Annotated in this window: 16 protein-coding genes and 3 pseudogenes; 15 read left to right on the top strand and 4 right to left on the bottom strand. The window is 42.2% G+C overall.

Annotated features, from left to right (window positions below; genetic code table 11):
* Positions 1-573: 573 nt before the first annotated feature.
* The 8 genes and pseudogenes from fdhD to QZ157_RS09235 all read left to right on the top strand — a co-directional run bounded on the left by fdhD (position 574) and on the right by QZ157_RS09235 (position 8,053).
* A complete protein-coding gene (fdhD, locus tag QZ157_RS09270) occupies positions 574-1,356 on the top strand; it encodes a formate dehydrogenase accessory sulfurtransferase FdhD (protein WP_295144771.1) in 783 nt (260 codons plus the stop codon).
* Positions 1,349-2,116, top strand: a complete 768-nt coding sequence (locus QZ157_RS09265) for a LysR family transcriptional regulator (protein WP_295144768.1) — start codon at positions 1,349-1,351, stop codon at positions 2,114-2,116. The genes fdhD and QZ157_RS09265 overlap by 8 nt, the downstream gene beginning before the upstream one ends.
* A 27-nt stretch (positions 2,117-2,143) precedes the next feature.
* On the top strand, positions 2,144-2,332 hold the full coding sequence (locus QZ157_RS09260) for a hypothetical protein (protein ID WP_004321084.1): 189 nt from the start codon (positions 2,144-2,146) through the stop codon (positions 2,330-2,332).
* 556 nt (positions 2,333-2,888) lie between these two features.
* Complete coding sequence (locus QZ157_RS09255; RefSeq protein WP_295144765.1) at positions 2,889-4,217, top strand: aminotransferase class V-fold PLP-dependent enzyme; 1,329 nt, start codon at positions 2,889-2,891, stop codon at positions 4,215-4,217.
* Positions 4,218-4,354: 137 nt separating this feature from the next.
* Positions 4,355-4,528, top strand: a pseudogene (locus QZ157_RS09250) (IS1595 family transposase); the annotation flags it as partial.
* Between the two features lie 202 nt (positions 4,529-4,730).
* Positions 4,731-5,057: pseudogene (locus QZ157_RS09245) on the top strand (transposase); the annotation flags it as partial.
* Between the two features lie 147 nt (positions 5,058-5,204).
* On the top strand, positions 5,205-7,358 hold the full coding sequence (locus tag QZ157_RS09240) for an ATP-binding domain-containing protein (RefSeq protein WP_295144762.1): 2,154 nt from the start codon (positions 5,205-5,207) through the stop codon (positions 7,356-7,358).
* Between the two features lie 5 nt (positions 7,359-7,363).
* Complete coding sequence (locus QZ157_RS09235) at positions 7,364-8,053, top strand: DUF2290 domain-containing protein (RefSeq protein WP_295144760.1); 690 nt, start codon at positions 7,364-7,366, stop codon at positions 8,051-8,053.
* Positions 8,054-8,333: 280 nt separating this feature from the next.
* Here QZ157_RS09235 and tupA read toward each other — a convergent pair whose 3' ends face one another.
* Positions 8,334-9,152 carry a tungstate ABC transporter substrate-binding protein TupA gene (gene tupA, locus QZ157_RS09230; protein ID WP_122861808.1) on the bottom strand — a complete coding sequence of 273 codons (819 nt, stop codon included), beginning with the start codon at positions 9,150-9,152 and terminating at the stop codon, positions 8,334-8,336.
* Positions 9,153-9,225: 73 nt separating this feature from the next.
* Between tupA and tupB the strand changes: the two genes are divergently transcribed.
* From tupB to fdh3B, 6 genes are all read left to right on the top strand, one after another.
* Positions 9,226-9,918, top strand: coding sequence for a tungstate ABC transporter permease TupB (tupB, locus tag QZ157_RS09225; protein ID WP_295144754.1), 693 nt, complete (start codon positions 9,226-9,228; stop codon positions 9,916-9,918).
* Positions 9,919-10,011: 93 nt separating this feature from the next.
* Positions 10,012-10,965, top strand: coding sequence for a tungstate ABC transporter ATP-binding protein TupC (gene tupC, locus QZ157_RS09220; protein WP_295144752.1), 954 nt, complete (start codon positions 10,012-10,014; stop codon positions 10,963-10,965).
* Positions 10,966-11,265: 300 nt separating this feature from the next.
* The gene (locus tag QZ157_RS09215; RefSeq protein WP_295144750.1) at positions 11,266-11,991 is read left to right on the top strand and encodes a molecular chaperone TorD family protein; all 726 of its coding nucleotides are present in this window, start codon (positions 11,266-11,268) and stop codon (positions 11,989-11,991) included.
* Entirely contained in the window at positions 11,978-12,154 is a 177-nt protein-coding gene (locus tag QZ157_RS09210) for a twin-arginine translocation signal domain-containing protein (protein WP_009496297.1), read from the top strand. Before QZ157_RS09215 ends, QZ157_RS09210 begins: the two co-directional genes overlap by 14 nt.
* Before the next feature lie 46 nt (positions 12,155-12,200).
* Positions 12,201-15,011, top strand: coding sequence for a molybdopterin-dependent oxidoreductase (locus QZ157_RS09205; RefSeq protein ID WP_295144775.1), 2,811 nt, complete (start codon positions 12,201-12,203; stop codon positions 15,009-15,011).
* 1 nt (position 15,012) lies between these two features.
* Complete coding sequence (gene fdh3B / locus QZ157_RS09200; protein WP_054196286.1) at positions 15,013-15,654, top strand: formate dehydrogenase FDH3 subunit beta; 642 nt, start codon at positions 15,013-15,015, stop codon at positions 15,652-15,654.
* Positions 15,655-15,855: 201 nt separating this feature from the next.
* Here the strand turns inward: fdh3B and QZ157_RS10630 are convergent, their stop codons facing one another.
* The 3 genes and pseudogenes from QZ157_RS10630 to QZ157_RS09180 form a co-directional block, all read right to left on the bottom strand.
* Positions 15,856-18,099, bottom strand: a complete 2,244-nt coding sequence (locus tag QZ157_RS10630; protein ID WP_363148037.1) for a molybdopterin-dependent oxidoreductase — start codon at positions 18,097-18,099, stop codon at positions 15,856-15,858.
* A gap of 454 nt (positions 18,100-18,553) precedes the next feature.
* On the bottom strand, positions 18,554-19,528 hold the full coding sequence (locus QZ157_RS09185; protein WP_295144741.1) for a hypothetical protein: 975 nt from the start codon (positions 19,526-19,528) through the stop codon (positions 18,554-18,556).
* 234 nt (positions 19,529-19,762) lie between these two features.
* Positions 19,763-19,975, bottom strand: a pseudogene (locus QZ157_RS09180) (IS1595 family transposase); the annotation flags it as partial.
* A gap of 647 nt (positions 19,976-20,622) precedes the next feature.
* Between QZ157_RS09180 and QZ157_RS09175 the strand changes: the two are divergent.
* On the top strand, positions 20,623-20,760 hold the full coding sequence (locus tag QZ157_RS09175) for a hypothetical protein (RefSeq protein WP_295144738.1): 138 nt from the start codon (positions 20,623-20,625) through the stop codon (positions 20,758-20,760).
* Positions 20,761-21,173 lie beyond the last annotated feature (413 nt).

The raw sequence follows: 21,173 nt of genomic DNA, 5'->3' as shown, positions 1-21,173 counted from the left end.
AATATATACTTCGCACGAAGAAACTAGAATAGGATAATAATTGCGCTATGATTTTTAAAAAGATTAATTAAAATTTGCACTCAAGGAGTTTTGAATGGAATCAAAAGATTTTATGGATGAGATATTAAATGTTGCAGACACTATGCTGGCTGTTGGGGTTAGCGCTGTGCCATGAGGCCCAACTGGAAAAAATGCATTGCAATATTGGTATGTAAATTCTCATTCTGTATAATATAAACTTCCCTCTCAGTCCTACATCGGGCTGCAAATTATATTTATGATTTTTCAAGATTTAATCTACATATGCGGCAAGTTATGTGCGATCCAATTCTAGCCTTATGCTATTTTTTATTATTCCTTCATTTCTTATTCAAATGATAGATAATGATAAAATCTTAGTCAAAAAACATCTTAAGATATATGCTAGATTCGCATATATAAATCATTATCAGATACCGATAAAAACGCGCTAAAATACGTTTAAGTTTTTGCTTGATTTAAGCAAGATTTTACTACAATCAAATCTTAAATTTAGATTTTCAAGCTATCATTTCGCAAAAATTAAGGAAAATCATGCAACCTATTTTTACGACCCAAATCACCAAATTTAAAGGCGCGCAAAAAAGCGTCGTTGATGATATTTTGGTGCGCGAAATCAAGCTTGAGATCTACATAAACGGCAAGCGTTTCGGCGCGGTGATGGCGACTCCGACCGATCAGGAGGCGCTAGCTGCAGGCTATCTCATCAGCGAAAATTTGATCGCAAGCCCTGAGGATATCGAGAGTATCGAGCTTTCAGAGGATGCTTTAAGCGTGCGGGTAAAGGCTAAAATCAACGAAAAGCGCCTCGAGCAGTTTGACGAGGAAAAGGTGATAATCAGCGGCTGTGGACGCAGCTCGACGGCAAACATAGACCCCGAGGCTATGGCGGCGCGCGCTATAAAGGCCGACGTAAAATTTCACAAAGACGAAATTTTGCGCCAGATGGGGCAGTTTTACACGCAGTGCGAGCTTTACGAGATGACTGGCTGCGTGCACACGGCCAAGCTTTTTGTTAGCGGCGAGCAGTTTTTTATCGGCGAGGATATCGCCCAGCACAACACCATAGACAAAGCCGTCGGCAAAGCTATACTAGCCGGCTCGCAGCTACAAAATTCGTTTTTGATGGTGAGCGGGCGCTTAAGCTCCGAGATGGTGGCAAAAGCCGTCATGCACGGCATCCCAGTGCTAGTCTCACGCACGGCTCCTACTAGCCTAGGCGTAGTGATAGCGCGTAAATTTAACCTCACGCTGTGCGGCTTTGCGCGCGGCGAAAACATAAACGTATATAGCGGCGCGGAGAGAATCTATGAGTGAGCAAATCCGTGAATTAATCGAAAAACTGCTAAATCCAAAGGGTAGGCTAGATTGCGGCACGGCGTTTAAGATCGCTGCAAAGCTAGGCGTAGAGATCGGCGAGGTTAGCGACGAGGCCGAAAAAATGGGCGTAAAGATCGATAACTGCGAGTTGGGGCAGTTTGGCGGGCTGGAAAACGGACGCGGCAAATACACCGTGATGACGCAGCTAAAACAAATGACCGACGAAAAGGGCAGAATACTGTGCAAAGACGCTAGAGACACAGCTGCGGGCGTGGGGCTAAAGACGATCCGCTCGACGCTAAAAGACTATAAAATCGACGTAAAATACTGCCAGCTGGGGTGTTTTAAGGAGAAGAAAGGAAAAAAGATGAGAGTAAAAACCAAAACTTGGATAGAAAACGACGAGGGCGAGCTGATATTCGGTAAGGGCAAAACCGAAGTCCTAGACGTCATCGCCGAGGTTGGCTCGATCTCAAAGGCTGCCGAAATCCTAGGCATGAACTATAAAAAATGTTGGAATCATCTGCAAATTTTGCAAAAAAATCTAAAAGAGGAGCTCTTTACCACCAAACAAGGCGGCGGCGAAAACGCCGGCACGACGCTAAACGAGCGCGCACACGAGCTCATAAACGCCTATAGGCAGCTACAAAACGATATCGAGGATTTTGCGGATAAGCGCTTTAAGGAGCTATTTTTGAAAAAAGACGGCGAGAAAAAGGACTCGACCAAAGACGACGCAAAAGATAAAAAGAAATAAAACCACATCAAATTTAAGGGAGAAAAAATGTACGTAAAACTAAACGATAGGGTCTATCTAAACAAAGACAAGATCACTAGAGTAAAGGTAGATAGCGTCCAAGATGGTATCAGGATTCGCTTCTACGAGGGGCAAAATCAGGTCGCTAAAAGCGGACGCTTCGAAACTGAGGCAAAAGCTATCGAGTGGCTAGAGAAAAATTTTATAAATAAATAAAAATTTCTACCTCTCGCAAAGGGTCGCGAGCCTCTGCGGCTAGCGTCTCTTTGCCTTAAAAACTCGCAACGAACGTTAAATTTGCCGCTTGGCGGTTAAAATTCTACTTTTTAAATTTAGCGCTTAAATTTCCTTCGTAACGAAGTCGCCGCAAGCAAATATCTGCGCAAAAAATCAAAAATCGTTTTTAAAATTTCCGTTTTTGTTTTGTAAATTTTAAGCTCGCAAACGACGCGAGTAAATTTGACCGATAAATCAAAAAGCGTCCTCATCTTTGCTCAAATTTGGCTACGCCTCAAGGCTAAATTTATCTATTTTCCGCACCAAATTTAGGGCAAAAATTTGCCGCAAATTTTAAAATCAGCCTACAAATTTGCCGCCAAATTTTACGTGTGAATATCTTTTAAATTTGAGTAAATCGCCGCGCGGCAAGTTTTATACAGCTAAGCGCAAATTTGAAATAATAGCCCGCAAAATTAGCTTCAAATTTCCCAGAAAAAGCCCTAAATTTGCGAAAATTTAATATAATTACCGCATCAAATTTAAAGAGTAAAAAATGCTAAATTTAGACGAAATACGAAAAAATATCATACTAAAACAAGGCGTGCACTATTTTGATTACACCGCTTCGGGGCTTGCCTACGAGCCCGTAGAGTGCGAGATAGCGGACGCCCTCAAAACCTATGCCAACACCCACTCCGACAGTAGCTCTAGCGCGATCATCACGCAGCGTCGTTACGAGGGCGCGAGAGAGAGTCTAAAAAAGCTACTGGGGCTTGACGAGCGGTTTTATCTCATCGCCTGTGGGCAGGGTGCGACGGCCGCGATCAAGAAATTTCAGGAGCTGCTAGGCATCTATCTGCCGCCTGCAACCAGAAGCGCGATCGGCGAGGCAAATTTACGCACCGCGCAGCTTCCGCTCGTGCTCGTTTCGCCATACGAACACCATTCAAACGAGCTTAGCTTTCGCGAGGGGCTTTGCGACTACCTGCGCGTACCTCTTAGTGAATCAGGCGAGATCGATCTGCTAGCACTCGAGCGCATCTTGAAGATTAATACAGGACGCCGCATCATCGGCTCGTTTAGCGCCGCTTCAAACGTCACGGGCGTCGTCAGCGATTATAAAAAGATCAGCGAGCTAATCAGAGCTGCGGGCGGTATCGTCGCCTTTGACTGCGCGGCGCTGAGCTCGCACGCAAATTTAGACTGCGATTACTTCGACGCTATTTTCCTCTCGCCGCATAAGCTGCTGGGCGGACCTGCTAGCTGCGGGCTTTTGGCGATCAAAAAAGAGCTACTTAACAGCGACATACCGACCTTTGCCGCAGGCGGGACGGTCGCCTACGCTAGCCGCGAAGGGCACGTGTTTTTGAAAAATCCTGAGCAGCTAGAAGAAGGCGGTACGCCGCCTATCACCGGGCTTATGCGGGCAAATTTGGCATATGCGCTGCGAAACGAGGTTGGCTTTGAGCAAATAAAAAGCGCCGAGGACGAGCTAACGCGGCTTTTTGAGAGCGAGCTAGCAAGGATAGACGAGATCATAAACTACGCTCCAAAGGGCGCGCCGCGGCTGCCGATAATTTCGTTTAATGTGCGCGGCGTCTCGGCGTATGATTTTGCCGCGAGCCTTAGCAACGACTATGGTATCCAGACGCGCGCGGGCGTGATGTGCGCGGGCCCGTACGCTCACGATCTGCTGGGTATCAAGGAGGGGCGCATGCCTGAGAGCAAGCCCAGCTTCGTGCGCGTGAGCCTGCACTACACGCACACCGAGCAGGACGTGCTATATCTCACGGGCGCGATAAAATCCTGCATCAAAAAGCACCGCGAGCTCTGGGGCGAGGAAAAGGCGATGTACGAGATGTTTGGCGGGAAAATTTTTTAAGTGAAAAAATAAAATTTAATATGTAAAGATTAGAATTTATGCAAGCCATATAAACTAGGCTCAAGTTAAGTTAAAACTTCCAAATCGATTTTAAATATGATTTTGTCGATGAAAATAAGTATATAATCCATTTTTGAATTTCAGAGAAGAAATTTAGAGGAATTCTAAAATGTTTTGTAGAAGATATAGAAGCTACTAAAACAGTAAATTTAATCAGAAATTCTAGAATTTCCATTAATAAAATTCTAAAAAGTATTAGAATTTTAATCTTTAAAGAGCGTGAAGAAATGTCTAAATTTTCAGATGATATTTTTAGTCCACAAGCTCTCATAGAAGCTTTGCATTTGATATAGATGAAAGCTACTTTGAGACTAGACGGCAAGAGGTATTATGCTTTAACTTTGTTTACTACTGATAAGAAGTGCTCTTTTTGAAAAAATAGGTAGAGGAACGGCAAATAAAACCCTAGCATTTAACCTCGCTTCTCTCGTTGCTGCAAGTAGAATAGTATGCTTAAAAGAGATAGCAAGCCTATATGATACTGATATTATAGTATTATATCAACCTTGATAGCTCTACTATTTACCCTGATTAATGGAAAGTTTATAGTGGCTTGGCAGCTTCTCATTATATGGTAAAACACCCAAAGAATGAATTTGATAACGATAAAGACCATATAAACGGTATAGAAAACTTCTGGGATACACTAAACATAAATTATCTAAATTTAAAGGGATAAAGAAAGAGAAATTCTTGTTACGCCTAAAGGAATGCGAATTTAGATATAATAATGTCAAAGATACAAACAAGCGAAGCGCTCAGGAAGTGACATTTCTATAAAAGAACTTTTATCGCATAATTAATAAGAGAGTATCTGCTCAGTTTATATTGAGCCTAAAAATAATTGAAAAAACTTCCTTTGGTCAGTGACGTTATATTATAGATAAAAGCAAATGATATTGTGAAATTAATAAAAGGAGAATTGTTATGGTAAATATAATTATTGGGTCAACGCAAAAACCATTAGCCAGTGAAGAATTAAAAAAATATTTTCAAATGGAGAGTGACTTAGAAGGATATCTATATATAGGATATCCGATAATAGGAACCGTAGAAGGGGCGTACCCAATAGATGCATTATGGATCTCTAAAAAAAAGGGATTGGTTATTTTTAATTTAGTTGAAAATAAGAATATTGAAGGTTATGAAGAGATCCAGGATGACTGTGCCAATAAAGTTGAATCCAAATTAAAAGGATATAAACAATTGGTAAAAAAAAGGCAATTATGCGTTGATATAAATGTAATAACATTTGCTCCATTTATTGTAACACCAAAAGAGCATGATAAGGATTATCATTTATGTAATGCTAATACCTTAGCAAAATGTATTTCAGAATTGGAATGGAAAAACCAAGAGTATTATAATGATCTGGTTTCAGTTTTACAAGCAATTTCAACTATTAGAAAAGGAAAGAAGAGAAGAGAAGTTTTAAATATTAACTCTAAGGGTGCTAAACTAAAGGCATTGGAAGATTCTATTGCTAATTTAGACAACAGACAAAGTCAAGCGGTAATAGAAACGGTTGAAGGAGTGCAAAGGATACGCGGATTAGCTGGATCGGGGAAAACAATAGTACTTGCATTAAAAGCAGCTTATTTGCATGCTCAGCATCCTGACTGGAAGATAGCCATTACATTTAATACAAGATCATTAAAAGGACAACTCAGACGATTAATTAACACATTTTATATAGAACAAACAAACGAAGAGCCTGATTGGGATAATTTGCAAATTATGCATGCGTGGGGTTCTTCTGGTGGCGGAGATAATAATGGGATATACTATACTTTTTGTGCATTGAACAATGTGCAGTATAGAGATTATAGAACGGCGAGAAGCATATTTGGCTCATTAGACCCTTTTGGAGAAACATGTGAAAAAGCATTAGATGAAGCACAATCGAATGTCATGGAGATATTTGATGCTGTGTTGGTTGATGAAGCGCAAGATTTTTCGCCAAGCTTTTTGAGGATGTGTTATGAGATGTTAAAGAATCCTAAAAGATTGGTTTACGCATACGATGAGTTGCAAAATTTAAGAACACAGTCTCTACCGTCACCGGAAGAGATATTTGGTAATTTTGAAAACGGAACACCGAAAGTTAAATTTTATGCCCCTGAGGAAGGAAAACCACAACAGGATATTATTCTTGAAAAGTGCTATAGAAATTCAAGACCTGCATTGGTGACAGCCCATGCACTAGGCTTTGGCATATATAGAGAGAACGAGACAAATTCAAAAACAGGGCTGGTGCAAATGTTTGAACAGCATTCCTTATGGGGAGATGTTGGCTACGAGGTAAAAGAAGGAACTTTAGAAGATGGAGAGCATGTTGTTTTGGCAAGAACTGCATCAAGTAGTCCAGAATTCTTAGAAAAACATTCTGATATCGATGATTTAATTAAATTCCAATCCTTTAAAAGTCAAGAAGAACAGAATAAATGGGTTGCCGAGCAAATAAAAATCAATTTAACAGAAGATGAATTAAGAACAGATGATATTATTGTAATTAACCCTGACCCGTTGACTACAAAAGCAAATGTAGCTCCTATTCGAGCTATGCTTTTTAAAAAAAACATCAATTCTCACACAGCTGGAGTAGATACTACACCAGATATATTTTTTGCAGAAAACAATGATTCAGTGGCATTTACCGGTATTTATAGGGCTAAAGGAAATGAGGCAGCCATGGTATATGTTATAAATGCCGAATCTTGCTATGATTCTTATTATGACTTAGCTAAGAAAAGAAATCAGTTATTTACAGCTATAACAAGAAGTAAAGCATGGGTAAGAGTTGTAGGTGTTGGAGATGATATGGATAAATTAATTGATGAATATAAAAAAATAAAGTCTCACAATTATACTTTGGATTTTATTTATCCAGATAAATCTCAAAGAGAAAAAATGAACATAGTTAATCGTGATATGAGTGCAGCAGAAAAGAATAAAGTTGAGAAAAATAAAACAAATATAGAAAATTTAATTCTAGAGCTTGAAACTGGAGAAATTTTCTTAGAAGACTTGGGAGAAGAACAGATTGCTCGCCTAAAAAAATTGTTGAAAAGAGGTGAGTAGTTCTAATGCTAACTGCAAAAAAAATTTATACCCAGATAAAAAGGATAACAGCCAATATAATTGAAACCAAACTTTGTGATGATCAAAATTTTCCATCTATAAGGAAATATTCAGAGGGGATTGAAGAGGTGAGTGTGAGTACTTATGACAATAATATCTTTTTAAAGAGCATTCCATATACAGATATGTATTTAGAGTTATATAGAAATAAAATGTTCAATATAAAAATGATAGATGGAGCCTTAATACAGATGCAATATCGATTTAGAAAAGATAAAATAGAGAGTCACCGATTGGCTTTTTCCCCTGCACCTGATTTAGAGATATTTCAAAACGAACCCGACATTTATTTGGAAGATGAAATTTATAGTGATATTTTAGATAGAAGAGTAGTTTCTGTGCCTCTAAGGTTTGATTTTGATGATAGAAAGGATAGTAAAGGGCGGAAGACAAGCCGACCTATTATCCATCCGGTTTCTCACCTAACTATAGGTCAATATAGAAATTGCAGAATACCAGTATCATCTGCATTGACTCCATATCAGTTTTTGAAGTTTGTTATTATGAATTTTTATAACACTGCTTATACTTCATATAGTTCTCACTTTACTGAACATAAGGATTGTTTTGATACAACACTATACCCTGAAGAAACAGAGATAGTAAATATATGTACGCCTGTTTACAAAAAGTAAAGTACCTTTAACTTGACACAAGGTAGTGCAAAGTGGCTACTGATAATTAATCCTCAACGAGATATAGAATCTAGCAAAAAGGGGAAGCAATATATCAAGCATATACTAAAGATGAAGCCGTTAGTAATGAATGTTTTGAAGTATTGAAAAATAGCGTCGGAGAGTTTAATTTTGAAGAAGAGGCAAAAAATAAATTTTGATTTACAAAAAGGGCGCAAAGCGCGCCCGAATCACGCAAATTTAAGCTCTAAATTCGACTCAAATTTGCGCGTAAATAAAGTTAGTTCTTGCGAGTATTCGCGTCAGGCGTGAAAAGCGGCTTATCTAGCAGCTTAAAGTCGCCGATAAATTTCTGACCCTCTTCGCTCGTCGCCCACTCGATAAATTTATTCGCGTTTTCGATGTCGGCTTTAGCGCAGTGCTTCGGATTTACCGCGATTAGCGAGTAGAAGTTCTTTAAGTCGTTGTCGCCCTCGTTGATGATGACCATCTCAGGCGCGCCTTTTTTGGTGTCCTCGTACTTGATGTAGGTGCCGCGGTCGGTGAACGTCACGCCCTTTTGCTCGGCTGCTGCGTTGATGGTAGCTAGCATGCCTTGGCCGGTTTGCATATACCAGCCGTCTTTTTCAGGTACTTCGCCGATGATCTTTTTCCAGATACCTTTTTCTTTGTTATCGGTGCCTGATTTATCGCCGCGAGAGAAAAATTTGATATTCTCTTTTTTGATTAGCTCAAAGCTCTCTTTTATGTCTTTGCCTTTAAATTTATCTGCGATAGATTTATCGGCGATGACGACGAAGTCATTGTACATTACGGCTTTTCTCTCGACGCCAAAGCCCTTTTCTACGAATTCTTTCTCAACTTTTGGCGAATGCACGAAAAGTATGTCCGCATCGCAGTTTTCGCCTAGTTTTAGCGCAGCTCCAGTGCCTACGGCAGTCCATTTGATATCGACGCCGGTTTTTGCCTTATACGCAGGATAGATCGCGTCTAGTAGCCCCGTGTTATCGGTGCTGGTAGTGGTAGCCATGATGAGTTCGCTATCGCCCGCAAACGCCAAAACGCTCGCAACTAGCGAGCCTAATATTACTTTTTTCATTTTTCTCCTTTTTTAAAAAGTATGCTATTATAGCACATTAAATTAACCATATAAACACACGGAGAAATAATATTTGGATTTTTTACTAAACGGATTTTTGGAGGCCTTTAGACTGCTTTTTAGCGGCGACGAGGAGACGTATTCGGCGATCAGGGCGACGCTTTACACTTCGAGCGTTTCGATATTTTTTGCGATTTTAGTCGGCTTTCCGCTAGGCTTTACGCTGGGATTTTACGATTTTAGAGGGCGCAGGATTTTGCGACTGCTCAGCGATACGGCGCTTGCGATGCCCACCGTTGCGATCGGGCTTATTTTGTACGCATTTATCACGCGAAACGGCCCGTTTGGCGAGTTTGGACTGCTTTTTACGCTAAAGGCCGTTATGCTGGGCCAGTTCGTGCTGGCTCTGCCTATCATCGTCTCACTAAGCGCTAGCGTCGTTGAAAATATGGACAAAAAGCACTATCTAACCATCCTAAATTTACGCCTGAGCGCGCCAAGGCTCGTTGGCTGCGTGCTTTACGAACTAAGATATGCTTTGATGGTAGTCGTAGCGACGGCGTACGGGCGTATCGTGGCCGAGGTCGGCGTGGCGATGATGATCGGCGGAAATATCAAATATTTTACTCGCACGATCACGACTGCGGTATCGCTGGAGACGAATAAGGGCGAGTTTGCGATGGGTATAGCGCTGGCTTTGGTGCTTATCTTTATCGCATTTGCCGTAAATTTGACGATACACGCGCTAAAAAGGCTGGATAAATGAAATTTTATAAATTTAGAAAATTTACGCTCGCAAAAAGCGGGCTAGGCGCGTCAAATTTGAGTCTTTTTGTAAATTTAATGAGAAAGGCGTGCAGTGATAAACGTTAGAAATTTACGCCTAAACTACGGCGCAAGCGAGATTTTAAACATCCCGCGCCTTGATATCAACGTCACCAAAATCACCGCGCTAACGGGCAGTAACGGCAGCGGCAAAAGCACGCTAATGCGAGTGATGTCATTTTTACAAAAGCCCACTAGCGGCGAAGTGCGGCTGTGGGGAAGCAGCGCGCCTAGCTTAAATTTACTGCGCGACGTTAGCGTTTTGCTACCAGAACCAGCGCTTTTAAAACGCTCCGTGAGGGAAAATTTTAAAGCCGTTTTAAAAAGCCGCGGAGTACTGGGAGAATTTGACGAGCGAACGAGCGAGGCGTTAAATTTGGTCGGGCTTGACGAGAGCTTTTTAAACAAGCGCCACTTTGAGCTTAGCTCGGGACAGACGCAACGCGTTAGCTTTGCGTTAAATTTGGCGCTTAGATCGCGGCTTTATCTACTCGACGAGCCGACAAATAGCGTGGACGTGGGCACTTCAAAGCTTTTTGGCAAGGCGGTGCTTTATATGCGGCAAAGATACGGCTGCGGCTTTGTGATCGCTAGCCACGATGATAAATGGCTAAGCGCGGTTGCCGAAGAAAACGTCTTTTTGCACAAGGGTCGCGTGTGCGAATTTGAATACAAAAATATTTTCGACGCGCGGGACGGGGTTTTAAAATTTGACGAAAATGCGGTCGTAAATTTGCCGTCAAATTTACGTAACGCCGTAAAGATCGCCGTAAATCCCGGCAAAGTAACTCTAAGCAAAACCCCTGTCGATGGGTGCTTGAGTGGTATTTTGCACTCGGTTTCGCTCTATCTTGGCAAAGATCTTTTGGTAAAAATCAAAATCGGAGACTTTTTGATAAAAACCCTGGCGCCTAATTCGCAAAATTTTAACGTCGGCGAAAATATTTATTTTAAATTTGACGAAGGAGCGTTTTTGGGGCTTGAATGAGCCTCAAATTTTGCAAATTTTGCTCCAGGTTTTAAATTTAGGCTCATTTAGCGCCCGTTAAAATAGCCGAGTTAAAAGTAAATATCAAAATAAAGCGTAAAAGCAAGATATATGCGTAAATTTCATATTTCTTTTATCCCCTAAAATTCGCTATAAGCAATATGCAACTAAGGCATATTTAAGCGTATATTAATTTTTTTGATTTAATTTTTTTTAAGTATAAGAAATAAGCCAAAAAGTAGTATAGTTTCACAATCGAGAAAAATCTCAAAAAATAGATAAATATGATAAAGGAAGGCAATGACTAGCAAGGGCGAATTTGCGGCGGGACGCGGGCTTTATTACTCGCTATTTTCGCGTTTTTTCGTTTTTAGCCAAGGCGCTGATAGATTTAGCGGCGTAAACGCGATGCTAGGCCTTGCCTCGGCGCACGCTCTAAACGAAGAATCGGCCGCCGCGATAATGCGCATACAGGCAAAATTCGACGAAAAAAATCCGCAAAATTTAGTGGATGAATTCGATGAAATTTTCCACGCTCTGCCAAGTCCGCTCAGAAACTCGCTGTCCTACTACGACGAGGGCTACGAGGTCGGACACGCCTGCGCTAAAGTGCGTAAAATTTTAGCCCGCACAGACATTAGGCGCGACGAGGCTAAATTTAAAGAAAACGAAGACAACGTGGGTTTCGTGTTTGCGCTAATGAGCGAATTTATCGCGCGCGAGAGCGAGCTGGAGTTATACGGCGAGCTTGAGGAGCAGCTTTTTAAAGAGATCATAAACCCAAACATCGACGAGTTTATAAATGATCTTTTTGACCACGAAAGCAGCGAAGTTTACAAAGACGTCGCAGTGCTTTTGCAAGGATTTATAGAGTTTGAGCGCGTAGTTTTAAACGCGCCTCGTCCTATAAATCAAGGCGAAAGCAAAAAGACCTTGGATGGAGTTTCAAGATCTGAGGCCATAAGAAGGCAAAAAAACCGAGTGAGAAAGCTAAAAGCTATGGAGGAAGAAAATGCAAAAAAATAGGCGAGAATTTTTAAAAAAGGCGGGGCTAGTCGGCGCGGTAGCGGCTACGGCCGGAGTAGCGACGGCAGCGGCGTCAAACCTAAAATACGGTAAAAGCAAAAAGACCGAGGTGCTTTATAAAAGAAGCAAAAACTGGGATCTATACTACGAACAAGCGAAATAATAAAATTTAAGAAAGGATAAATATGTCTGAGGCAAATTTACGTCTTATGCCCCACTCAAACGCAGTCGGGCGAAGATCGTTTTTAAAAATGGCCGCGCTAGCAGGCGTAGCGGGCGGCATGAGCGGGCTGGCTGCTAGCAGCGTAACTAGAAGCGCCACAAAAGAAGAAATGGCAAATCCGTTTCCAAACTCTAAAATCGTAAAAACCGTTTGTACGGTTTGCTCCGTTGGATGCGGAGTGCGCGCCGAGGTAGAAAACGGCGTTTGGGTACGCCAAGAAGTAGCCCAAGATCACCCGGTAAGCGCTGGCGGCCACTGCTGTAAGGGCAGTGACGTCATCGATATGGTGCGCTCTCACTGCCGCGTAAAATACCCGATGAAAAAAATAGGCGGTAAATGGAAACGCATCAGCTACAAAGACGCGCTTGACGAGATCGGCGCCAAATTAAAAGCGTATCGCGAGAAAAACCCTGAACAAGTGATGTTTCTAGGCTCTGCAAAAGATTGCAACGAACAAAGCTATTATATAAGCAAATTCGTAGCGATGTTCGGGACTAATAATCTAGATCACCAAGCACGTCTTTGACACAGCTCTACAGTCGCCGGTGTGGCGAATACTTGGGGTTACGGAGCTATGACCAATCATCTTGGAGATATCCAAAACGCGAAGTCTATCTTTATAGTGGGCGCAAATCCGGCGGTAAATCACCCGGTCGGCTTTAGACATTTTCTAAAAGCGAAGGAAAATAACGGCGCAAAGCTAATCGTGGTCGATCCAAGATACACGAGAACTGCGGCTAAGGCTGATTATTTTGCTCAAATTCGCACCGGCACGGATATACCTTTTATGTATGGCATGATGAATATCATCTTTCAAAACGGCTGGGAAGATAAGGAATTTATAAACGACCGCGTCTACGGTATGGATCTGATCCGCGAAGAAGCTGCCAAATGGACGCCTGAAGTCGTGGCCGATGTTTGCGGGATCAAAAAAGAGACGCTTCTTGAGATAACCGAAGTTTATGCCAAAAATCGCCCGGGATCGGTCGTTTGGGCGATGGGTCTAACTCAGCACACCATAGGCAGCTCAAACACTCGTATCGCTCCGATCCTGCAACTAGTGCTAGGAAATATGGGCGTATCAGGCGGCGGCTGTAATATTCTGCGCGGTCACGACAACGTTCAAGGCGCGACGGATATGGCGAATTTGCCGACCGAGCTACCCGGGTACTATCCAAAAAACGAAGCCAACTGGAAATACTTCGCTAAGATGTGGAAGGTCGATTTTGAATGGCTCCAAAAGAATTTCGTTAAGCCTGAAATGATGTTTAAACCCGGATTTACGCTATCAAAATGGTGGGCGGGTGTGCTTGACGGTAAAAACGGCAACGAAGCCGTAGATAATGCCGGCGACAGTATAAAAGCCTTAGTGGTAATCGGCAACGGTATCACATCAACCGCGCAACAAGTAAAAGTAAAAGAAGGCCTAGATGCGCTTGAGCTTTTAGTGCTGGTAGATCCTTTCGTAAACGATGCCGGCGTGATAACTGACAAAAAAGACGACGTCTACATACTGCCTGCGGCGACGCAGTTTGAAACCAGCGGTACGGTTGTAGCGACAAACCGCAGCGGCCAGTGGAGAAGCCAGGTCGTAGAGCCTTTGTTTGAGAGTATGCCGGATCACGAAATTTTGTTTGAGCTTGCCAAAAGGCTAGGCTACTATGACGAGCTAACGCGCACGATCAGAGACGCCGAAGGTAAGATCGAGTGGCCTGAGGTTGCTACGCGCGAGATCGCAAATATAATAAAAACTATAGGCATGACGGGTTGGACTCCGGAAAGGCTCAAAAAGCACCAAGAAAACTGGGATAAATTTGACGAAAAAACAAGTCTAGGAAAACCGGGCACCGTAGTCGAAGGCGAATACTACGGTCTGCCGTGGCCGTGCTGGACGGAGGATCATCCGGGCAGCCCGATACTTTACGATATAAACAAGTCCGTTAGGCAAGGCGGTATGGGTTTTAGAAACCGCTTCGGCTTAGAGCATAACGGAGTTAGCCAATTAGCCGCAGACGGTAGCGCGCCAGTAGATTCGTTTGTCAAGGGCGGATATCCGGAGATCAAAAAAGATAACATCGAAAAGGTGCTAGGCATCACGCTAACCGAGGATGAAAAGGCTAAAATAGGCGGTAGCTGGATACATGACGATAGTAATATCATCGCTAAAAAATGCATGGAGAAAAACATCGCTCCGTACGGCAACGCGCGAGCTAGGACGATCGTTTGGACTTTTGCGGATCAAATTCCTCTTCACAGAGAGCCGCTGCATACGCCTAGATTTGATCTAGCGCAGAAGTATCCGAGCTTTGAGGATAAGAAACTTCAAAACCGCGTCGATACAAAATTTAAATCCGTCCAGCTAGCAAAGGACTACTCAAAAGAATTTCCTATTATCCTCACGACGGCTCGCCTCGTAAATTTTAGCGGCGCGGGCATGGAGACGAGAGCTAGTATGTATCTAAGCCGCTTGACGCCTGAGATGTTTGCGGATATCCACCCTGAACTTGCGGCTAAACACGGCATTAATAACTGGGATTTCATCTGGGTTCATTCGCCTGAAGGTACTAAGGTTAAGGTGCGCGCCAGAGTGGTACCGTCCGTTAAACCCGACACCATCTTTATGCCGTTTCATTATGCGGGTTATATGCAAGGCGTTGATATGACGGGTAATTTCCCGGAAGGCACCAAGCCTTATGCGGTAGGCGAGAGCGCAAATACCGTCACTAACTACGGATATGATATAAACACTCAGATTCCTGAAACCAAAAGCGGTCTATGCCGCATAGAAAAGGCGTAAAATGAGCGAATTTAACGATAACAATAGACTTAAATTTTACTGCGACGACGATAGATGTATCGACTGTAACGGCTGTGCGGTGGCTTGCGACGAGGCTCACGAGCTGCCTCTTGGCATCCGCCGCCGCCGCGTCATCACGCTAAACGAAGGCGTACCTGGTAAGGAAATATCAACCTCGATAGCCTGCATGCACTGCGAGGACGCTCCGTGCTCGCTGGTTTGCCCGGTTGATTGTTTTTACATCAGAGCCGACGGCGTCGTGCTACACGACAAAGATATCTGCATCGGCTGCGGATACTGTCTATACGCGTGTCCGTTCGGCGCGCCTCAGTTTCCGCGCGAGGGAGTGTTTGGCGCCAAAGGTTCGATGGATAAGTGCACGATGTGCGCAGGCGGTCCGCTACCGACAAATAGCGAAGCCGAGCGCGAAGAGTACGGCCAGGATAGAATTTCCGAAGGAAAGGTGCCGGTTTGTGCGGCGATGTGCTCGACAAAGGCGCTGCTAGTAGGAGAATCCGCAATGATAGAAAAAATCTACGGCGATAGAGTCAAGGCTCGCGGCTACGGCTTTAAAGACCTAAAACAAACTCCAACCTGGAAGCTCGCCTACTATGCTGGCGATAGGCTTAAAATAAAATCTTAAAATTTAGCTCGCTCTTGCTGAGATTGCAGGGGCGAGCAATCTCATCAAATTTGACGCGGTTTGACTGCGTCAAATTTAACTCACGCTTCTTTTCGCTTCATTAAATTTACATAGATAGTTCGTCAAATTTGAATGCGGATAAATTTGAAATCAATATGTAGATAAAATTTAAGTAGAAAAGGGCGGTCTCCCGCCCTAAATTTAAGCCCTTACAGGCGATAAGTACGGATTTGCCGAGTGCATCGACATCTCGTTTTGCTCTCTAAATTTGATAAATTCCTCTTCGCTTAGACGCCTGATATTTGCTATCGTCATCTTTAGCGGCGTGATGCCCGAGAGCGGATCCGGATCGCCGGCGTTGGCTAGCTCGTTACCGTCAGCCTCGCTATAGTGGAAGGTCGTAAATATCGTGCCTTCTTTTAGATCCGGATTTACGCGTAGTTTGGCTGCGATCTGGCCGCGTTTGTTTTGTACGAGCGCGTAGCAGCCCTCCTCTAGCTCCCTCTCGCGAGCGATATCGGGACTCACCTCTATGAGCGCGCCCTCGATGCCAGCACCGTATTCAAGAGCCGGACACTCTCTAGTCATCGTGCCGGTGTGGTAGTGATAGACCTTGCGTCCGGTCGTAAATAGGCACGGATATACCTCGTCTGGCACCTCGCTAAGCGCGCCGCTACCGACTGGGTAGCCGTCCGGGATATTCATCTTGGCTCTAAATTCGGCTTCTGCCTTTGCGCGCTCCTCTTTATCGTCTACGTAAAGTACCGGCGCGAAGCGGAATTTGCCTCCTGGCAGCATGGACTTGTGATCTGCGTAAAGCACCGGCGTACCCAGATGCTCCTCGTCCGGGCAAGGCCAGCTGATACCGCCTAGTTTGCCTAGTCTATAGTAGCTGATACCACCGAAAAATTTAGGCATAAGCTCCCTTAGCTCGTTCCAAATTTGCTCAGGGCTCGCAAAATCAAACCCCTCTAGCCCCATGCGGTTTGCGATGTTGCAAACGACCTTCCAATCAGGCTCCACGCCGTTAACGGGCTCGCTAGCTTTGCGAGTGCGTTGGACGCGGCGAGAGGTGTTGATAAAGGTTCCGTCCTTTTCGCCCCAGCCCGCGGCAGGTAGCACCACATCGGCCTTGTGCGCGCTCTCGGTAAAGAAAAGATCCTGCACGATAAAGCAGTCTAGGTGATGTACGGCGTGGACGAAGTGCTCGGTCCAAGGATCGCTCATTACGGGGTTTTCGCCGTAGACGTAGAGGACTTTTAGCTCGCCGCTATCCATTTTATCGGGTGCTTGCGTTAGCTTAAAGCCCGGAACCGGATTTAGCTCAAAGTGCCATACTTTGCGCGCTTGCTCCTGTGCGTAAGGGCTGTTTACCGCGCCTGCCGGGATGACGTTAGGCAGCGCACCCATGTCGCATGCGCCTTGGACGTTGTTTTGACCGCGCAGAGGATTTACGCCTGCGCCCTTTTTGCCTAAATTTCCCGTTAAAACGGCTAAATTTGATAGCGAAAAGACATTTGACGTGCCGTCGCTAAACTGCGTGATACCCATCGTGTAGCAAATCGCCGCCGCGCCTGCTTTAGCATACATTCTAGCTGCCTCTATAATGAGCTCTTTTTTTATGCCCGTTTCTCGCTCGAAACGCTCAGGCGTAAAGTCCTTAACCGCTTCTTTTAGATATTCAAATCCCTCGGAGTACTTCTCGATAAATTCGCTATCTTGCAAATTTTCGGCGATGATTACGTGCATCATCGTATTTAGCGTTTTGATATTCGCTCCGATCGGGATTTGCAAGAAAATATCGGCTTTTTTGGCCATATCGGTGCGCTTTGGATCTACGACGATCATCTTTGCGCCGCGCTGAAGGCCGCGCTGCATCTGCATAGCGATGATCGGGTGGCACTCGCTCGTGTTGGTACCGATGAGTAAAAATACGTCCGTGTCGGTCGCAAATTCGACCAAATCGTTCGTCATCGTTCCGTTTCCTAGCGTGCTGGCAAGACCTGCCACTGTAGGAGCGTGTCAAAGACGGGCGCAGTGATCGACGTTGTTGCTGCCCTGGGCGCGGAAAAATTTCTGGAAAACGTAGTTGTCTTCGTTATTTGAGCGCGCGGAGCTAAAGCCCATGATCGAGCTTGGTCCGTATTTTGCGACGGTGGATTTAAATTTATCCGCGAGGAAATCATAAACCTCCTCAAAACTCACTTCTTCAAGCTCGCCGTGCTTGTCGTAGACGCCGTTTAGCTTTCTCATCATCGGTCGGCTTAAGCGCTTAGGAGAGTTTACGAACTCCCATCCGAACATTCCTTTTAAGCAAAGCTCGCCGTCGTTTACGTGGTGGTCTTTGCTAGGTTTGGCATCTACGATTCTACCGTTTCGCACGATAAGATCGATGCCGCAGCCCGTACCGCAATATGGACAGGTGGTCTTTACGATCTCTTCCATTTTTGCTCCTTTCTGGTATTACTGAAAATTATGGGATTATTATACAACGGCAAATATAAATTTAGTTTTAAAATTAGTATATTTTTTTAAGAATTATTTAAGTAATATGCAAATTTAGCATATTACTCTTTTGGCTAAATTTGTCTTTAAAATCGTATTTTGAAAGTAAAATCACATATCGGTTATTTTAGTAAAATTAGATAGTCTATCGGCGTGAGGATTTAGATGTCCGTCTTTAAACAATCTATCGATACCAAAAAATTTTTCTAAATATTGCTGTTTGGAAAAAATTAAATTTATATTTTCATCGCCATATTTTCTATTGGCCTAATACTCATTAACTATTTTATCGCCTTTGGGTCTTTCTTTTTGCCCCTATATATAATAGCTTAATACTTCTAGCAGATAATCGCCGCCTAAATCAATCGTTCCTACGCCACTTACCTCAGGCAAATCATTTGCTTTCGGTTCCATTGTCCTCTCCTTGCGAGTTAAAATTTATCTTGTTCTTTTGATTCTTTAAATTTTGGTATTGCTTAAACAAAGTCTCTATATCTTTATAGGAAAATACATGACTATCGAACAATACATCTTCTTCGCTCATTTTCATCTTCTTATATATAGGTATGTAATAAAAGAAATAAGAGTGATCGCAATCGATTTTCTCTTTATTATTAAACCAATTAATTTTATTCTTGATATGTATGTAGTTATAGCAAAAAGATTCTATATCCGCTTTTTTATCTCCAATTAATAAATTTTTGAAAATTGGCTCCAAAAGTGCATGATAGCAATTTTTATTCGTAATAATTATATTGGATTTAATATCTTTATTTTCATTAAACAAAGAGCGTATATTCATTTTATTTGTGAATACAAAATCGGTAAATAGGCCTAATTGATTAAAAGCGCCATCCCCAAACCTCATATATATAAAATTATCTATAAAATTTCCATCTTCGTCAATCAAATGCCCTTGCTCCCAAGGATAAAAGAGGCGTAGCTTTAAAACCTCGTCGTTTTCTACGATTTCTTCGGCGTTTCGTATAGGTTCTCCGTCTTTGCAAATTTTAGAGCCCAGATCCATTAGATAATCAAAATTTAGTCTTTTATCCAGCTTCCAAAATTCGCATCTATCATCTGGATATTTATCGCCGTTGCACCACGAAAATCGTACTCTCTCATAGCCGTTTTCGTCTAAGTGAATATCCGCCATCTTGCCGAAATCCCTTCGCGGATAATTATCTAAGTAATGAAGCTTTTTTAGGTAATCTTTTAAATTTAGCTCTACGAGCTCTCTTTGCGTCAGGTTTTTATCGCTAAAATCAAGCGCTTCTAAGATCGCTGAAATTTTATGAGCGGGCAGCAAGGCGATAAATATGCAAAGCCAGATTAGAAAAACTATTATATAAAAGTATTTTAGACGCAAATTTGCTCCTATGCGGTATATTTATTTTGGCTCAATTAAACCCAAGCTGATTCTCTCTTATCATCTTTGATAAAATATTCTATAAAGTTTTTGTATCTTTGTTGTTATTATATCTAAACTCTACTTTGCTACGCTTATAGTTTCGCAGGCGCAGTTACGAGCGTAGCGAAGTAAAAGTAACTTTCATCTATCTCAAAGCGAAGCTTCTAGGCGAGATTGCGAGCTGGGAATTTAACCGCTAAACTTGCCTATCTTTTCATACTCTTTAGACACAAGAATTCTTATTTCTCTAAAGATTTTATATGGGGTTGCTTCTGAAATTTTAGTTAAATTTGATATCTTTGATGCTTCTATATCCTCTGCGAAGTGCTTTAGAATTTCTCTAAATTTAGCTTCAGAAATTCCTAAATGGACTATATACTTATCTTTTAACTTCGCTATGCTCATTACTTATAAGACCATAATTCTTTTTGCGTGAGCTTAAGTTAAAGAGAGCCCAAGGCATTTTAGATTGATTTAGAACGCATAACAAAAAGCTAAAATACTAAAAAATTTCGGGAACAAATAAGGAACAAATTTAATAAAAACAAGAAAACTTAAAACTCTTGAAATATTGGTAAAATGGGGATCTCAAAGGGATTTTTTATAAGCAAATGGCTCCGGATGCTGGACTGATCGTGCGACCAAGAAGCCCAATAATTCTATATTTGCTTGCCTTTATAATCTTTGGAGATACCATGAGAAACGAGATCAAATTTTATATTATAAAAATATCACTATTTTATTGCCAGGTTTTCTAATATTTTCCAAAAAATATATAAAATTTATTTTTCCAAATCACGAGCAGAATGATGGCGCAAATAAATTATGTTTAAGTTAGTTTTAATTAAACTCACAGTATTCATATTAAGCCAGATGAAAAGTTGACTGTATCAGCTCAAAAACCTATTTTATCGCATTGGTATAAGCTCAGAAATATCAAAGATAAAAATATTTTTGATTTTTACGTAGTGAACTCTACTTTTGCTTGCATTTTCTTATTTTAAACTATATTATTTCCTAAAACACATTAATAATCTTAAGGAAATAACGATATGAACGAAACGTTTCTAACGCCAGCAGAACTTTTTGAGCAATTTGGAATTCCAATTCAGACCCAGGCCAAGTGGAAAATGAAAAATAGCAATAAAGTAAAGATACCGTTAGAATCGTTTATAAGCGATCTAGCATAGAAGAATTTCTAGATAGCTTAGAAAGAAATAAGCCAGGAAAGTGAAGAGACTTTGTTTTTGCATTTAAGCCCACAATTTACGTGTTTATGGCTCTAATCTGCAGCATTTATAGAAGTTTAATTCCGAGTATTATTTTTGCATCTAGCAAACCTGCAATGTGCTAGCTAATTTTATGCCTTTATCGGCAAAAACGCTATCAAGCAGCACCCAGTAGCCGCGCATCGTAGCAACAATAATTTACCCCACCTGTATAAATTTAATAGCCCGATTTGCTCGAGCTATTAAATTTAACAAATTTTACTTAGTCGCGTTTTTATCCGCTTTATCTTCAGCCTTTACCTCTTTCGGCCCTACGTAATCCTCCCCAAAATATGCCTTCTTTATCTCTTCTTTTTTGATTGCGGCTTTCTTTT

It is taken from the genome of uncultured Campylobacter sp. (genome assembly GCF_905372745.1).
Classification (GTDB): domain Bacteria; phylum Campylobacterota; class Campylobacteria; order Campylobacterales; family Campylobacteraceae; genus Campylobacter_A.
Note: the sequence above shows the minus strand (reverse complement) of the source record. Positions and strands in the feature narration are given on the sequence as shown.

Bases quoted from the DNA above. Each gene is read 5' to 3' on its own strand.
- QZ157_RS09265 (WP_295144768.1), top strand. From the start codon at position 1,349: ATGAGTGAGCAAATCCGTGAATTAATCGAAAAACTGCTAAATCCAAAG.
- QZ157_RS09240 (WP_295144762.1), top strand. From the start codon at position 5,205: ATGGTAAATATAATTATTGGGTCAACGCAAAAACCATTAGCCAGTGAA.
- QZ157_RS09175 (WP_295144738.1), top strand. From the start codon at position 20,623: ATGAACGAAACGTTTCTAACGCCAGCAGAACTTTTTGAGCAATTTGGA.
- QZ157_RS09235 (WP_295144760.1), top strand. From the start codon at position 7,364: ATGCTAACTGCAAAAAAAATTTATACCCAGATAAAAAGGATAACAGCC.
- QZ157_RS09260 (WP_004321084.1), top strand. From the start codon at position 2,144: ATGTACGTAAAACTAAACGATAGGGTCTATCTAAACAAAGACAAGATC.
- QZ157_RS09210 (WP_009496297.1), top strand. From the start codon at position 11,978: ATGCAAAAAAATAGGCGAGAATTTTTAAAAAAGGCGGGGCTAGTCGGC.
- tupA (WP_122861808.1), bottom strand. From the start codon at position 9,152: ATGAAAAAAGTAATATTAGGCTCGCTAGTTGCGAGCGTTTTGGCGTTT.
- fdh3B (WP_054196286.1), top strand. From the start codon at position 15,013: ATGAGCGAATTTAACGATAACAATAGACTTAAATTTTACTGCGACGAC.
- fdhD (WP_295144771.1), top strand. From the start codon at position 574: ATGCAACCTATTTTTACGACCCAAATCACCAAATTTAAAGGCGCGCAA.
- QZ157_RS09255 (WP_295144765.1), top strand. From the start codon at position 2,889: ATGCTAAATTTAGACGAAATACGAAAAAATATCATACTAAAACAAGGC.
- QZ157_RS09215 (WP_295144750.1), top strand. From the start codon at position 11,266: ATGACTAGCAAGGGCGAATTTGCGGCGGGACGCGGGCTTTATTACTCG.